Here is a 15,204-nt window from a genome sequence, read left to right on the forward strand (position 1 = left end):
TCGTCAGGCGTCCCGCGCGTCGCGGGCCACCCCGTCCAGGGCGGCGTTGACGAACTTGGCCTCCGCCTCGTCGAAGAAGGCCTTGGCCAGCTCGACGTATTCGTCGATCACCACTTCGCGCGGGGTGTCGGGCTGTTCGCGCAGCTCATAGGCCCCGCAGCGCAGAAGGGCGCGCAAGGTCGCGTCCAGCCGCTCCATGCGCCAGTTGGAGGCCAGCCGCGCCTTGATAGCGGCGTCGATGGATTGCTGGCCCTCGACCACGCCGCGCACGATCTCGGCGAACCAGGCCTCGTCGGCTTCGGCCAGCATCTCGCCGTCGATGTCGCCATCGAAGCGGTGGTTCTGGAACTCGCGGATGATGGTGTCCACGCCCTCGCCGGCCAGCTCCATCTGATAGAGCGCCTGCACGGCGGCCAGGCGCGCGACGGTGCGGGCGCGGCGCTGGCGGCTGTTCAGCTGAGGCTCGCGGCGGGCCTTGTCCGCTTCTTCCAGCTGGGCGATGACAGAGGCCAGGCTGTTGGGTTCGGTCATGCCGAGGCTCCGTCACCCAGACCGTGCCGCAGGCGCTTCTTGAGATTGATCAGATCCATGCAGGCGCGCGCGGCGAACCCGCCCTTGTCGCCTTCGCTGAGGCGCGCGCGGGCCCAGGCCTGGTCCTCGTCTTCGGTGGTCAGGATGCCGTTGCCGATGCACAGGCCCTTGAGGCCCAGGTTGCGCAGGCCCGCCGCCGACTGATCGGCCACGATCTCGAAATGGTAGGTCTCGCCGCGAATGATGCAGCCCAGAGCGACATAGCCGTCATAGCGCGGCGCGGTCGGATAGCGGCCGGCCTCCTCGGCCAGGGCGATGACCGTCGGCACTTCCAGCGCGCCGGGCACGGTGACGACGTCGAACTGGACGCCGCGCGCGCGCAGGGCGTCCTTCGCACCTTCCAGAAGCGCGTCGGCCAGATCTTCATAGAAGCGCGCCTCGACAATCAGGACGCGGTGGGGGTCGGTCAGGATTGGTCTTCTCCGTCCATATCGCGCCAGCCGACGATGCGCAGGCCGTAGCCTTCCAGCGCGGTCGGTTCGGGTCGCGTCGAGCTCATCACGATCATGTCGCGCACACCCAGGTCCAGAAGGATCTGGGCGCCCACGCCGTAGTTTCTCAGCACCCGCTCGCCGCCGCGCGGCTTGTCGCCGCCGGCCAGCCGTTCGGCCAGGCCGTGCAGGTCCGGGTCCCGCAGGAAGACGACCACGCCTGGGCCGTCATGGCCGCTGATCGCCTTAAGGGCGCGCGGCACATAGTCCTGACGCGCCTCGACATGACCCAGGATGTCGGCGGCGAAATCGACCTGGTGCATCCGCACCAGCGTCGGCTTGCCCGGCTCGACCTTGCCCTTGACCAGGGCGATGTGCTCGGCGCCCTCTATGGCGTTGCGGTACAGCATCAGGCGGAACGGCCCGCCGTGGACGCTGTCGAACGGCGTGTCCATCACCCGCTCGACAAACCGCTCGGTGCGGCGGCGATAGGCGATCAGATCGGCGATGGTGCCGATCTTCAGCCCGTGCAGCTGGGCGAAGGCGACCAGGTCCGGCAGGCGGGCCATGGTGCCGTCTTCGTTCATGATCTCGCAGATCACGCCCGCGGGCGTCAGCCCGGCCATGCGGCTGATGTCGACCGCCGCCTCGGTGTGGCCGGTGCGAACCAGCACCCCGCCGTCACGCGCCACCAGCGGGAAGATGTGTCCCGGCGAAACGATGTCATCGGCGCCCTTGGTCGGGTCCGAGGCGACCTGGACGGTGCGCGCCCGGTCGGCGGCCGAGATGCCGGTGGTCACGCCCTCGCGCGCCTCGATCGAGACGGTGAAGGCGGTGCCCATCGAGGTGCGGTTCTCGGCGGCCATAGGCGGAAGGCGCAGCTGGCGCGCGCGCTCGGACGTCATGGCCAGGCAGATCAGGCCGCGCGCATGGCGGGCCATGAAGTTGATCTGGTCGGGGGTGGCGAACTGCGCGGGGATGATGACATCGCCCTCGTTCTCGCGATCCTCGGCGTCCACGAGGATATAGGGCCGCCCGTTGCGGGCGTCCTCCAGGATATCCTCGATCGGGCTGATGGGACTGTCGTTCATGTTGGCCGCGAGCTGCATCAGGCGGTCTCCTGCCATCTGGCGAGGTATCGCGCCAGCATGTCGATCTCCAGATTGACCGGATCGCCGGCCTTCAGCGCGCCCAGCGTGGTCGCCGTCCACGTATGCGGGATGATGTTGACCCCGAAACGGCGGCCTTCGACGCCGTTCACGGTCAGGGAAACCCCATCGACGGTGATGGACCCCTTGGGCGCGATGTAGCGGTGCAGAGGCTCCGGCGCCTCGATCTCGACACGGTGCGAGCCGCCCTCCGGCGTGATCGAAACGATGCGGCCCAGCCCGTCGACGTGGCCCGAGACGACGTGGCCGCCCATCTCGTCGCCCAGCCGCGCGGCACGCTCCAGATTGATGCGCCCGCCCTCAGCCCAATCGCCCAGGGTGGTCTTGGACAGCGTCTCGCCCGACACCTCGACGGCGAACCAGCCGGGCCCCGTCTCGGTCACCGTCAGGCAGCAGCCCGCATGGCTGATGGAGGCGCCCAGGTCGATGTTCGCCGTGTCCCATGCGGTTTCGATCTCGTAGCGCCGGTCGCGCTCGGTCTGGCGCACGCTGCGGACGCGGCCGATGTCGGTGACGATGCCGGTGAACATTTCAGATCCGCTCGTAGCGCTCCCACAGGTCGTCGCCCAGCGTCTCGACCGACAGACGCCGGAACTTGGGGGCGTCGGCCAGTTTCGCAAGCGTCAGCCCCGCGACGCAGGGCCGCCCGTCCCCGCCCAGCAGGTTCGGGGCGCGAAACCATTCGATGCGGTCGACCAGCCCCGCGCGCAGGAAGGACGCCGCGACCTGGCCGCCGCCTTCGATCAGGACGGAGGTGAGGCCTCGGCGCGACAGGGCCGTCAGCACAGCGGCGGGCTCCGGCCGCCCGCCGTCGGCCAAACGCTCGACCTCGGCCTGGCCGATGGGGCGCGGGGCGGCGGTGGTGAGGATCAGGGTGTTGGAGGCGGCGACCTTGGCCGTTTCGCGCGTGCGCAGGCGGCTGTCGAGGACGACGCGCAACGGGTTCCTTCTCCCATCGTGGGAGAAGGTGGGCGGCGCAGCCGCTCGGATGAGGGGGGCGGTCGAACCAGCCTCATCGCCGGGCGCGCGCGCAGAAATCTCCCCCTCATCCGTCTTGCTGCGCAAGCCACCTTCTCCCACGAGGGGAGAAGGAAGGCGCACTGTCAGATCCGGATCGTCGGCCAGCACCGTCTCCACCCCCACAAGAATGGCGTCGTGTTCGGCGCGCAGGCGGTGGCCTTGGGCGCGCGCGGCCTCGCCCGTGATCCATTTGGATTCGCCGCTCGCGGTGGCGATGCGGCCGTCCAGCGAGGTGGCCAGCTTCAGGGTGACGCGCATCAGCCGCGTCCGGGCTCGTCCAGCCCTTCGTCGCCCAGGAATTTGGCGAAGTCGCCCGTGTGGCGGAAGTCCTTGTAGACCGAGGCGTAGCGGACATAGGCCACCTCATCGACCGACTTCAGCGCCTTCATGATGAAGTCACCGACGACGTGCGACGGAATCTCGGTCTCGCCCAGGCTTTCCAGCTGACGCACGATGCGGCTGACGAGTTGTTCGACCTGCTCGGCCTGAACCGGGCGTTTGCGCAGGGCAATGCCCAGCGAGCGCTCCAGCTTGTCGCGGTCGAACGGCGTGCGCCGGCCGTTGCGTTTCAGGATCACCAGTTCACGCAGCTGGACCCGCTCGAAGGTGGTGAAGCGCCCGTTGCATTGCGGGCAGGACCGACGGCGCCGGATGGCCGCGCCGTCGTCCGACGGGCGGCTGTCCTTCACCTGGGTGTCCTGGTTTCCGCAGAAGGGGCACTTCATCAGCGACTTATCCGTAGATCGGGAAGCGGTGCGTCAGCTCGCGCACCTGGGCCGCAACGCCCGCCGCCACGGCCGGATCAGCTTCGTCGCCGCCCTTCATCGAGGCGACCACGTCGGCGATCCAGTGGCCGATCTGTTTGAACTCTTCCTCGCCGAAGCCGCGCGTGGTGCCCGCAGGCGTCCCCAGGCGCACGCCCGAGGTGATGGTGAAGGGCGCGGTGTCGAATGGCACGCCGTTCTTGTTGCAGGTCATCAGCGCCTTTTCGAGCTCGTGCTCGGTCGCCTTGCCGGTCACGCCCATGGGGCGCAGGTCGACCAGCATCAGATGGCTGTCGGTGCCGCCCGAGACGATCGCCAGACCGCGCTCGACCAGGACACCGGCCAGGGCTTGGGCGTTCTTCACCACCTGAGCTGCATAGGCCTTGAACTCGGGCTTCAGCGCCTCGCCGAAGGCGACGGCCTTGGCGGCGATGACATGCTCCAGCGGTCCGCCCTGCAGGCCGGGGAAGACGGCGGAGTTGATCTTCTTGGCGATGTCGCCGTCATCGGTCAGCACCATGCCGCCGCGCGGGCCGCGCAGGGTCTTGTGCGTGGTGGTGGTCACGACATGGGCGTGGGGCACCGGATCGGGATAGACGCCGCCAGCGATCAGGCCGGCGTAGTGGGCCATGTCCACCATCAGATAAGCGCCGACCGAGTCCGCGATCTCGCGGAACCGCTTGAAGTCGATGTGGCGGCTGTAGGCCGAGGCGCCGGCCAGGATCAGCTTGGGCTTCTCGCGCTCGGCCATTTCGGCGACGTGGTCGTAGTCGATCAGGTGGTCGTCCTCGCGCACCTTATAGGTGACGGGGCGGAACCACTTGCCGGACTGGTTGGCCGGCGAGCCGTGGGTCAGGTGACCGCCGCAGGCCAGGTCCATGCCCAGGAAAGTGTCGCCGGGCTGGAGCAGGCTCATGAACACCGCCTGGTTGGCCTGGGCGCCCGAGTGCGGCTGCACATTGGCGAAGGCGGCGCCGAACAGCTGCTTGGCCCGCTCGCGCGCCAGATCTTCGGTGACGTCCACGAACTCGCAGCCGCCGTAGTAGCGACGGCCGGGATAGCCCTCGGCGTATTTGTTGGTCAGGACCGAGCCTTGCGCCTCCAGCACGGCGCGCGAGACGATGTTTTCCGACGCGATCAATTCGATCTGTTCGCGCTGGCGGCCCAGTTCGCCCTGGATGCCCCGGAAGATGTCGGGATCGGCGTCCGAAAGCGTCTTGGCGAAGAAGGCGTCGTGGGTGAAGGCGGTCACTGGCGTCCCCGAGACTCTAGATAGGCGATCCTTCTAGGCCTGAGGGGGGCTCACCACAACATCTTGTGGCTGCCCCGCACTAGCGGAACTTGCGCATGCCCCTAGGCCCTTGCCGTCCGGCGCCAGCGCGTTTGCCCAGCCAGTCCTTCCAGTCGGGCCAGTTGCGGCGACGCCCGCCGCCGTCGGCCCATTCCGGGCCTGTTTCGGCGTTGAAGATCGCCACGTCGGCCAGGCCGCCCTGTTTGAAGTTTTGCAGCTTCACGCCCTTGCCTCGGCCCATTTCAGGCAGCTCGGCGATGGGGAAGATCAGCGCCTTGATGTTCTCGCCGATGGTGGCGACGTGATCGCCCGTCACCCGCCACATGGCCAGCATCCCGCCGTTCAGCACCTGCTTGCCGCCGCGTTTTTGGGCCAGCAGGTCGTTCTCGGGCGCGACGAAGCCGTAGCCGGCCTTTGACGCCACCAGCAGCTTGGCGCCCGGCTCATGCGCCACGACGTTGATGATCTCGGCCTTCTCGTCCAGGTCGATCATCAGCCGCAGCGGCTCGCCATGCCCCCGGCCCGAGGCGAGCTTGTCGGCTCCGATGGTGAAGATCCGCCCGTCAGACGCCCCGACCAGCAGCTTGTCGGTCGTATAGGCCGGAACCAGGAAGCCCAGGCTGTCGCCCTCCTTGAACTTCAGCTCGGACGGATCGTCCACCTTGCCCTTGGCGGCCCGGATCCAGCCGCGCTCGGACAGGATGACGGTGATCGCCTCGCGCGGAATGAAGGCCTCCATCGGCGCGAAGTTCGAGGCGTCGACGGCCTCGCCGATGGTGGTGCGGCGCGGCGAGACCAGCGCCTTGCGCACCGCCTCCAGCTCCTTGCCGATCGCCTTCCACTGCTTGCCCTCGGACGACGTCAGCGCCTTCAGCTGGGCCAGCTCCTCGGACAGCGCCTTGAACTCGTTCTCGATCGCCATCTCCTCGATCCGCGCCAGCTGGCGCAGACGAGTGTCGAGGATGTAGTCGGCCTGGGGCTCGCTCAGCCCGAAGCGCGCGATCAGCACCGCCTTGGGCTGCTCCTCCTCGCGGACGATGCGGATCACCTCGTCCAGGTTCAGGAAGACGATACGCAGGCCTTCCAGCAGATGCAGGCGTTTTTCGACGCGCGCGATCCGCCATTGGCTGCGCCGGTTCAGCACCTCGCGGCGGTGATCCAGGAAGGCTTTGAGGCAGTCCTTCAGGCCCATGACGCGCGGCGTGCCGGTGGCGTCCAGCACGTTCATGTTGATCGGGAAGCGAACCTCCAGATCCGAGAGCTTGAACAGGCTCTCCATCAGAACCTCAGGCTCGACCGTGCGGCTCTTGGGCTCGAGCACCAGGCGGATATCCTCGGCCGACTCGTCGCGCACGTCGCCCAGCAGCGGGGCCTTCTTGTTCTCGATCAGGTCGGCAAGCGCCTCGATCAGGCGGCTCTTCTGCACCTGATAGGGCATCTCGGTGACAACGATGCGCCAGACGCCGCGACCCAGGTCCTCGGTCTCCCAGCGCGCGCGCAGGCGCACGCCGCCGCGACCCGTCTCATAGGCGTCCAGGATGGAGGCGTGGCCCTCGACCGACACGCCGCCGGTGGGGAAGTCCGGCCCCGGCACGATCTGCACCAGTTCCTCGGTCGTGACGTCGGGACGCTCCAGGATCATCTGGCAGGCGTCGATCAGCTCTCCGACATTGTGCGGCGGGATCGAGGTCGCCATGCCCACGGCGATGCCGGACGAGCCGTTGGCCAGCAGGTTCGGAAAGCCGGCCGGCAGCACGACCGGCTCTTCGTCCTGATCGTCATAGGTGGCGCGGAAGTCGACCGCGTCCTGATCGATGCCGTCCAGCAGCAGCACGGCCGCCGGCGTCAGCTTGCACTCGGTGTAGCGCATGGCCGCGGCGCTATCGCCGTCGATGTTGCCGAAGTTCCCCTGCCCGTCCACCAGCGGATAGCGCTGGGCGAAATCCTGGGCCAGGCGCACCAGGGCCTCATAGATCGAGGCGTCGCCGTGGGGGTGGTATCCGCCCATCACCTCGCCGACGACCTTGGCGCATTTGCGCGCCGCCGCCTGCGGGTTCAGCCGCATCTGATGCATGGCGTACAGGATGCGGCGGTGCACGGGCTTGAAGCCGTCGCGCACGTCAGGCAGCGCCCGGTTGGTGATGGTCGACAGGGCGTAGGCGAGGTAGCGCTTGGACAGCGCCTCGGCCATCGGCTCCTCGACGATGCGGCCGCCTTCGGGCGGAGGGGTGTGAACGGTCATGCGCCTGCGAATCGGAAATCTGGACGCACAAGTCTAGCCCGCTTCGGCGTGTCGCAGGGCGTTAACCACGATCGGGAGACGCGCGTTAAGCCTTTGGGACTAGGTCCACCCTGTTCCTTTCGACGGCCTGGTGGCGGAGGGGCTACGCGGACGGCTCGCAAGCCGTCAGACCCTCCGTTCGACTCGGAGGCCAGGCCTCCAAGGTTTATTCTGCGCTATGCTCAGCCCGCGGGGCCTCGCGGCTTAAGCGCAGATTCTTCCCTTTGCGCTATGCTCGCGACGCGGTCGCTCGCGGCTTTGAGCGCGATTTGCTTTTTCGCACCTCTCGGCCTTGAGCGAATGTCGACAAGCAAGCGCCGCGCGCCCTGCCCTGTTGACGAACGGCGACTCCCTATCTATACGACCGCCTCCGCCGCAAGGTCCGCCCCTGCGGCTTTTCTATTGTTTCCTCGTCCCGGCCGCGCTCAAGCAGCGAGCCGCCGCGCGGCGAGGGGTAGCGCACTAAGGATAAGGCCATGAAGGTCCGCAGCTCGCTCAAGTCGCTCAAGGGTCGCCACCGCGACTGCAAGATCGTTCGCCGCAAGGGCGTGGTCTTCGTGATCAACAAGACCGATCCCCGCTTCAAGGCGAAGCAGGGCTAAGCGAGAGCTTGGTTCGCTAACGCGATCGACGCGGTCGATCGCTGCTTAAGCGAAGAGTATTCAGGCTGCGGACTTGTCCGCAGCCTTTTTCGCGTCCGCCGTTGATGCCGGCTGGCGGACATGGTTAGCCTCCCCGCCAGTTTTTCGGAGTTTCCTTCATGGCCGACGACGCCGCCTTCGACGCCTCGCCCGACGTCCTGACCGCCACGGCCCAGGGCCGGCTGCGCACCATCATCGAGCGTCTGGAACGTCTGGAAGAAGACAAGCAGGCCGTCATGACCGACATGAAGGAGGTCTTCGCCGAGGCCAAGGGCGAGGGCTACGACGTCAAGGTGCTGCGCAAGGTCATCCGCATCCGCAAGCAGGACAAGGCCAAGCGCCAGGAAGAGGAAGCCATTCTGGACCTCTACCTCTCGGCCCTCGGCGAGGTCTGAGGCGACCCGGCTTGAAGCGCACCCCGCTCGGACCTTCCAAGGGCGGGCTGCGCACGAGCGGCCTGAAGCGGGATAGCGGCAAGCCCCCGCGCTCAGGCAGCCCAAAGGGCGATAGCGCGAAATCAACGCGCTCAAGCAGCCTGAAAGGCGATAGCGCAAACAACAAGCCGCTGAGCCCCTTCGAGGCTCAGCGCAAAGCGGCCCAGCGGGCCGCCCTCAACGCCCTGAAACGCGCCCGCCGCTCGGCAGAGAAGGCGGGCGTTTCCTTGTCCGAATGGGAGGGCGAGTTTCTGGAGTCGGTGGACGAACGCATCCGCACCCACGGCCGCGCCTTTGCCGATCCCGAAAAGGGCGCGCCCGGCCAGGCCCTGTCGGCCCTGCAAGGCCGCAAGCTCAAGGAAATCACCCGCAAGGCCAAGGGCGAGCCGCCTCGAAGGCGGTCGCCGCCGACCGACTGACGTAGCGAGCCGCAGCCGCTCAAGCCTGGCTGGCGCGCGGCGACGCCACGCGGCCGCGAACGACGCGGCATGCGTTCGATCGCCTGGCCGAGCCTCTGCGCTGTCGATTTGGAGCGCGCGGCCCCCCATCGTCGGTCGGGTCTAGTCCGCAGAGCGCTTTCGATACGGCTATCAACCCCTGCTCGCTGGCCCGCAGCCCGCGGCGCGGCGGGCGCTCGAGGCGTCGTATGTCTCCAGCCTCGGCAGGACATGATGAAACTGAGCGACCGCCTCGGACCAGGTCTCGAGAAGGCGGCGTGCGAGCGGCGAACCGGACTCCTCGGCGTGAAGGGCCACGAGCCTGCGAAGGCGTCCCTCCGCTTCGCCCATCACCCGCTGGCTCATCACCGATTCATCGCTGAAGCGGAGACGCGCGGTTCGCTGCGGATCATGAATGAAGGCCTCGCCCCCCGACATCCCCGCGCCGAAGTTCCATCCCGTTTCGCCCAGGACGACCACAGTTCCGCCTGTCATATATTCGCAGCCGTGCGCGCCGCATCCCTCGATCACCGCCGTGGCTCCCGAGTTTCGCACCGCGAACCGCTCGCCCGCCGCGCCGGCCGCGAGCAGAGTTCCGGAAGTCGCGCCGTACAGACAAGCGTTTCCGATCAGCGCCTCGCCAGCTGCCCAGACGGTCGGGCGGACGATGAGGTCAGCGCCAGACAGTCCCTTGCCGACATAGTCGTTGGCCTCGCCATCCAGCTCGATGCGCAGGCCGGCGACGCACCAGGCGCCCAAAGACTGGCCTGCGGCTCCACGCAGCTTCAGCGTCAGCCGCCCAGGCGACAAATCTGAACCATGGCGGCGCACGATATGGGAGGAGATGCGCGCGCCTATCGCGCGTTGGGTGTTGGCCACGGCGTAGGTCAGGGACATCTTCTCCAGGCCGTTGAGGAAGCGCGCCGCATCTCCGACGACTCGGGCGTCCAGTGTGTCGGGGACGGCATTGTAGGGAGGTTCGATAGAGCGCGACTCGTCCTCGCCGACCCGCACCAGCAGCGGGTTGAGGTCCAGGTCATCCAGATGGGCGTCGCCGCGTGACACCTGACGCAGCAGATCGGTTCGACCGACAGCCTCGTCGAGTGATCGCAGCCCCAGCGACGCCAACTGCTCTCTCGTTTCTTCAGCGATGAAGCTGAAAAGGTTCACTACCTTCTCCGGAGTGCCGGTGAACATCGCGCGCAATCGCTCATCCTGAACGCAGACCCCCACGGGGCACGTGTTCGAGTGGCATTGACGCACCATGAGGCAGCCGACGGCGATCAGGCTGGCCGTCCCGATGCCGAACTCTTCAGCACCCAGCAAAGCGGCGATCACGATGTCCCGGCCGGTGCGCAGCCCCCCGTCGGCCCGAAGTCGTACGCGGCCGCGCAGCCCATTCAGGCTCAAGACCTGGTGCGCCTCGGACAAGCCCAACTCCCATGGCAGGCCCGCATGCTTGATTGAACCCAAAGGCGAGGCGCCGGTGCCTCCGTTGTGGCCCGAGACGAGGATGACGTCAGCCTTGGCCTTGGCCACGCCGGCCGCCACGGCGCCGATGCCGGACTGAGCGACAAGCTTCACCGTCACCCGGGCGTCAGGATTGATCTGCTTCAGATCGTAGACAAGTTGAGCCAGATCCTCGATCGAATAGATGTCGTGATGCGGCGGGGGGCTTATCAAACCCACGCCGGGCGTTGAGTGACGCATTCGCGCGATGAAATCGGTGACCTTGAAACCGGGCAGCTGGCCGCCTTCGCCAGGCTTGGCGCCCTGGGCCACCTTGATCTCGATCTCGCGGCACTGATTCAGATATTCGGCCGTGACGCCAAATCGGCCGGAGGCGATCTGCTTGACCGCGCTGTTGGCGTTGTCGCCATTGGGTCGGGGCATGTACCGCTCGGGGTCCTCGCCGCCCTCTCCCGAAACCGACCGCGCGCCGATGCGGTTCATGGCGACATTCAGTGTCTCATGAGCCTCAGGCGACAAGGCGCCAAGGGACATGCCTGGCGTCACGAAGCGGCGGCGGATGTCATTCACGCTTTCGACGTCATCGATGGGGATCGGGACGGCGGAGCGGAAATCCAACAGGTCGCGCACTGCGGTCGGCGGCAGTTCCCTGACCCGGCGGGAATAGGCCTTGAAGCGCCCATAGTCGCCGCGCGTGGTCGCGTCCTGCAGCCTGTGGATCAGTTCGGCGTCCCACCCGTGGGTTTCCTCCCCGGCTCGAATCCGGTGCGATCCGCCTATGCGCAGCGAGGGCCGCCACGCGCCAAAACCCTGGTTCGTCTTGCGGATGAGCTGCGCCTCCAGCCCCGCCAAACCGATGCCGGAGATGCGCGAAGTCATGCCGGGAAAGAATTCCGCGACGAGGGCGCGCGACAACCCCAACGCCTCGAACTCGCAGGCGCCGCGATAGGCGGAAATGACCGAAATGCCCTTCTTGGCCAGTATCTTCATCAGTCCGGCTTCAACCGCCGACTTATGGTTCAGGCAGGCTTGGCGCAGGCTCAAGCCCGGATAGCGACCGCCCTCCAGGCGTTCGAGGAAGGTTTCCTGCGCGAGCCAGCCGTTCACGGCCGTGGCGCCGACCCCGATCAGCACCGCGAAGGCATGCGCGTCGATGGCTTCAGCAGAACGCACCACCAAAGAGCAGTAGGTGCGGAGCCCTTCATCCACCAATCGACCGTGCACTGCGGCTGTGGCCAGTATCATGGGGATCAGCGGCCGGTCGTCGCCCGTCTGCTGATCCGTCAGCACGATAAGTCCGGCGCCGCCGCGGGCCGCAGCCACAGCTTCGCTCCGAATACGGTGCAGGGCAGCCTTCAACTCCCCCTCGGCCGCGCCGAAGGTGCAGTCGATGACGGCAACGCCGCCCTCGCCGACGACGTCCAGCATGCGCTCGTACATGCCAGTGGTCAGCACCGGACTGTCCAATACGAACACTCGGGTCTGGGTCTCGTCCTGGGCGAGGATGTTGCCGAGGTTTTTGAACCGGGTCCGCAGGCTCATCGCACCGGCTTCACGCAGGGAATCGATCGGCGGATTGGTGACCTGGGCGAACGCCTGCCTGAAGTAGTGGGCGAATGGCCGATCCTGATGGGACAGCACCGCCGGCGGTGCGTCGTCGCCCATGGAGGCTGTCGCCTCTTTGCCTTCGCCGGCCATCGGATCCAGCAGCGTGTCTAAGTCTTCCTGCGTCCAGCCGACCGCAGCCTGAAAGCGGGTCAGGTCTTCTCCGGACAGACGGCGGGGCTCCGGTCCGGGCCCGATCAGGGGATCCAGTCCAACCATGTTCGTCAGCCACTGACGGTATGGGAGGGCGGCGGCCAGTCGATCGACGGTCTGCGTTTCGTCATAAAGAACGCCAGCCTCGAGATCGACGGAAATCATCCGTCCGGCTCCAATGTGCAACCGCCGCTTGATGCGAACATCGGGCACGCCGGTCATGCCGACCTCGGAGCCGCAGATCAGCAGGCCATCGGCGGTCTCGGCGACGCGCAGAGGACGCAGCCCGTTTCGGTCCTTGCCCGCCACCACCCACCGGCCGTCCGTAGCGCAGACGGCGGCGGGCCCATCCCAGGGCTCCATCACTGCATTGCAGTAGGCGTAGAGGGCCCGATGATCTTCAGTGATCACACCCTCGATCGGCGCCTCCGGGATCAGCAGGGCCTTGACCATCGGAGCGGGCCTGCCGGCGCGGACAAGCACCTCGAAGACATTGTCCAGCGCCGCGGAATCGGAGCCGCCGGCCTGAATCACCGGCTTGACCACAGCGTCGTCGGCGCCGAAGGCCTCGGCGGTCATGCGAATCTCGTGACTCCGCATCCAGTTGGCGTTGCCACGGAGGGTGTTGATCTCGCCGTTATGCGCCAGGATCCGAAACGGCTGCGCCAGCCGCCATTCAGGAAAGGTGTTGGTCGAATAGCGTTGGTGGAACAGCGCCACATTGGCCTCCACCCGAGGATCGTTGAGGTCCGGGTAGAAGTCCGCCAGCGCCTGAGCCAGCATCATCCCTTTGTAGATCACCGACCGCGCCGACAGCGAGCAGATATAGAAATGCTGCAGTCCCGCCGCTGTCGCCCGCGCCTCGATCCGACGTCGCAGCAGATAAAGCGCCCGCTCCAGTTCCTCTCCCTCCAGACCGTCTGGGGCGCTGAGCATGATCTGTTCGATCTCGGGCCGGGTCGCCGCCGCCCGCTGGCCCAGCACAGACATGTCGGTCGGCACCTGCCGCCAGCCGTAGAGCCAGAAGCCCGCCCCCATCACTTCGCGCTCGACGATGGTCCGAGCCTCTTCCTGAGCCGCAAGATCGACCCGGGGCAAGAAGATCATGCCCACGGCGATGGGACCGGGCCGAGGGTCGTGACCAGCGTCGCGGACCTGGGCCTCGAAGAAGGTGCGAGGCAGGCCGATCAGGATTCCGGCGCCGTCTCCGGACTTGCCGTCGGCGTCCACCGCGCCACGATGCCAGACGGCCTTCAGCGCCCGTAGCGCGAGGTCAATCACGTCGCGGCGGGGACGGCCGTCGATGGCGGCGACCAGGCCCACACCGCAGGCATCTCGTTCCGAGGCGGGGTCGTAAGCATGCCCATCGATCAGGCGCTGACGATCACGCAGGTGAGCCTCTGGATCGAAACTCACGCCGCCGCTCGCGCGCGGTTGGTCAGCCAGGTTTCGATCTCAGCTGCCGCGTCCTGTCCATCCTTGACGGCCCACACGACCAGCGAGGCCCCCCGGACGATGTCGCCTGCGGCGAAGACCCCTTCCAGCGTCGTCGCACTCGTGCGGCCGGCCGTTCGGACGGTTCGCCATTCGGTGAGGGCCAGATCAGGCTCCTCGAACAGGGCCGGAAGGTCTTCGGGATCAAAACCCAGAGCTTCGATCACCAGGTCGGCGGCGAGATCGAACTCGCCGTCTGCGCTCGGCTCGACGCTCCTGCGGCCATCCTCGCCCTGAGCCCCCAGAACCATCCGCTGGGCTCGCACACCGGACACCCGCCGGGCGTCTCCCAGCAGCAAGCGCGGGGCGGCCAGCCATTCAAACACGGCGCCTTCTTCTTCTGCGTTCGCCACCTCCCGCGCGCTGCCGGGCATGTTGTCGCGGTCGCGGCGGTACAGACAGGTCACCGAAACCGCGCCCTGCCGCACCGCAGTCCGCACGCAATCCATCGCCGTGTCCCCGCCGCCGATGACCACGACCCGCTTGCCCGCCGCATTCAGAGCGCCGCTGTCGAAGGCTGGGACGGCGTCCATGAACCCTTTTCGGTTAGAGGCGATCAGATAGTCCAACGCCGGCGCCACCCCGACCGAACCGCCGCCCGGGGCCGCCAGCCGGCGCGCCTGATAGACGCCAGTCGCCACCAGCACGGCATCATGGGCGGCCCGCACTTCGGCGAACGACAGGTCGTTTGGCCCAGACCCTCCGATATCAACGCCCAGCCGAAGAACGACGCCCCCCTCGACCAGTCGATCCAAACGTCGCTGCACGACGTGCTTCTCGAGCTTGAAGCTCGGTATGCCATAGGTCAGCAAGCCGCCGGCGCGGTCGTAACGGTCATAGAGGGTCACCGCATAGCCCGCAGAACGCAGTCGGTCCGCCGCCGCCAAGCCGGCTGGACCCGCGCCCACGACACCGACCGACTGCCCCCGCTCACCTCGGTGACGGATGGGCTCGATCCAGCCCTTCTCGAAGGCCATTTCGCCTAGCCATCGCTCTACCGAGCCGATGGTCACCGTCTCCCAGCCCGCCTGTTCGAGCGTGCAGGCGCCTTCACACAGACGATCCTGCGGGCAGATGCGGCCGCAAATCTCGGGCATGGCGGAGGTCGCATGCGCTTGGCGCCACGCCTCTTCGGCCCGACCTTCAGCAGCCAGCCTGAGCCAATCCGGGATGTTGTTCGCTAGCGGGCAGCCGCTCTGGCAAAAAGGCACGCCGCATTGGGCGCAGCGGCTCGACTGAGCTTTTCCCGACCGGCCGTCGAAATCAGCATGGATTTCGCTGAACGTTCCAACGCGCTCGGGCGCCGGCGTCTTGGCGGGCCCCACTCGCGGAACAATGACGAAAGTCTGGTTCTCGGACGGCACGGAAGTCCTCTTCGCAACGGCGCACGGGTCTACGACTTAGAGAGCGGTTTTAGCAAGTT

Annotated in this window: 13 protein-coding genes and 1 tRNA gene; 4 read left to right on the forward strand and 10 right to left on the reverse strand. The window is 67.1% G+C overall.

Annotated features, from left to right (window positions below):
• Nucleotides 1-3: 3 nt before the first annotated feature.
• From nusB to parC, 8 genes are all read right to left on the reverse strand, one after another.
• Nucleotides 4-531 (reverse strand): transcription antitermination factor NusB, encoded by a 528-nt coding sequence (nusB, locus tag E4M01_RS11685; protein ID WP_135063725.1) that lies wholly within the window; start codon nucleotides 529-531, stop codon nucleotides 4-6.
• Nucleotides 528-1,001: a 6,7-dimethyl-8-ribityllumazine synthase gene (gene ribH, locus E4M01_RS11690; RefSeq protein WP_135063727.1), complete on the reverse strand. Its 474-nt coding sequence runs from the start codon at nucleotides 999-1,001 to the stop codon at nucleotides 528-530. The genes nusB and ribH overlap by 4 nt, the downstream gene beginning before the upstream one ends.
• Nucleotides 998-2,131, reverse strand: a complete 1,134-nt coding sequence (gene ribB / locus E4M01_RS11695) for a 3,4-dihydroxy-2-butanone-4-phosphate synthase (RefSeq protein ID WP_209316036.1) — start codon at nucleotides 2,129-2,131, stop codon at nucleotides 998-1,000. Before ribB ends, ribH begins: the two co-directional genes overlap by 4 nt.
• Complete coding sequence (locus E4M01_RS11700) at nucleotides 2,131-2,721, reverse strand: riboflavin synthase (protein WP_135063731.1); 591 nt, start codon at nucleotides 2,719-2,721, stop codon at nucleotides 2,131-2,133. Before E4M01_RS11700 ends, ribB begins: the two co-directional genes overlap by 1 nt.
• Nucleotide 2,722: 1 nt before the next feature.
• Nucleotides 2,723-3,469, reverse strand: a complete 747-nt coding sequence (locus tag E4M01_RS11705; RefSeq protein WP_135063733.1) for a RibD family protein — start codon at nucleotides 3,467-3,469, stop codon at nucleotides 2,723-2,725.
• The gene (nrdR, locus tag E4M01_RS11710) at nucleotides 3,469-3,936 is read right to left on the reverse strand and encodes a transcriptional regulator NrdR (RefSeq protein ID WP_135063736.1); all 468 of its coding nucleotides are present in this window, start codon (nucleotides 3,934-3,936) and stop codon (nucleotides 3,469-3,471) included. The genes E4M01_RS11705 and nrdR overlap by 1 nt, the downstream gene beginning before the upstream one ends.
• Before the next feature lie 7 nt (nucleotides 3,937-3,943).
• Nucleotides 3,944-5,227, reverse strand: a complete 1,284-nt coding sequence (gene glyA, locus E4M01_RS11715) for a serine hydroxymethyltransferase (protein ID WP_135063739.1) — start codon at nucleotides 5,225-5,227, stop codon at nucleotides 3,944-3,946.
• Nucleotides 5,228-5,306: 79 nt separating this feature from the next.
• Nucleotides 5,307-7,508 (reverse strand): DNA topoisomerase IV subunit A, encoded by a 2,202-nt coding sequence (parC, locus tag E4M01_RS11720; protein WP_135063742.1) that lies wholly within the window; start codon nucleotides 7,506-7,508, stop codon nucleotides 5,307-5,309.
• Nucleotides 7,509-7,632: 124 nt separating this feature from the next.
• Here parC and E4M01_RS14350 point away from each other — a divergent pair.
• The 4 genes from E4M01_RS14350 (at nucleotide 7,633) to E4M01_RS11735 (ending at nucleotide 9,041) form a co-directional block, all read left to right on the forward strand.
• A tRNA-Ala gene (locus tag E4M01_RS14350) sits at nucleotides 7,633-7,709 on the forward strand.
• A gap of 314 nt (nucleotides 7,710-8,023) precedes the next feature.
• Nucleotides 8,024-8,149, forward strand: coding sequence for a type B 50S ribosomal protein L36 (gene ykgO, locus E4M01_RS11725; RefSeq protein ID WP_054111010.1), 126 nt, complete (start codon nucleotides 8,024-8,026; stop codon nucleotides 8,147-8,149).
• A 158-nt stretch (nucleotides 8,150-8,307) separates the two neighbouring features.
• The gene (locus tag E4M01_RS11730; protein ID WP_135063746.1) at nucleotides 8,308-8,583 is read left to right on the forward strand and encodes a DUF2312 domain-containing protein; all 276 of its coding nucleotides are present in this window, start codon (nucleotides 8,308-8,310) and stop codon (nucleotides 8,581-8,583) included.
• A 140-nt stretch (nucleotides 8,584-8,723) separates the two neighbouring features.
• On the forward strand, nucleotides 8,724-9,041 hold the full coding sequence (locus tag E4M01_RS11735; RefSeq protein ID WP_135064296.1) for a hypothetical protein: 318 nt from the start codon (nucleotides 8,724-8,726) through the stop codon (nucleotides 9,039-9,041).
• A 171-nt stretch (nucleotides 9,042-9,212) separates the two neighbouring features.
• Here the strand turns inward: E4M01_RS11735 and gltB are convergent, their stop codons facing one another.
• Together gltB and E4M01_RS11745 are read right to left on the reverse strand one after the other, a co-directional pair.
• A complete protein-coding gene (gene gltB, locus E4M01_RS11740) occupies nucleotides 9,213-13,703 on the reverse strand; it encodes a glutamate synthase large subunit (RefSeq protein WP_135063749.1) in 4,491 nt (1,496 codons plus the stop codon).
• Nucleotides 13,700-15,145 (reverse strand): NAD(P)-dependent oxidoreductase, encoded by a 1,446-nt coding sequence (locus E4M01_RS11745; protein WP_135063752.1) that lies wholly within the window; start codon nucleotides 15,143-15,145, stop codon nucleotides 13,700-13,702. The genes gltB and E4M01_RS11745 overlap by 4 nt, the downstream gene beginning before the upstream one ends.
• Between the last annotated feature and the right edge of the window lie 59 nt (nucleotides 15,146-15,204).

Source organism: Brevundimonas sp. MF30-B (assembly GCF_004683885.1).
Classification (GTDB): domain Bacteria; phylum Pseudomonadota; class Alphaproteobacteria; order Caulobacterales; family Caulobacteraceae; genus Brevundimonas.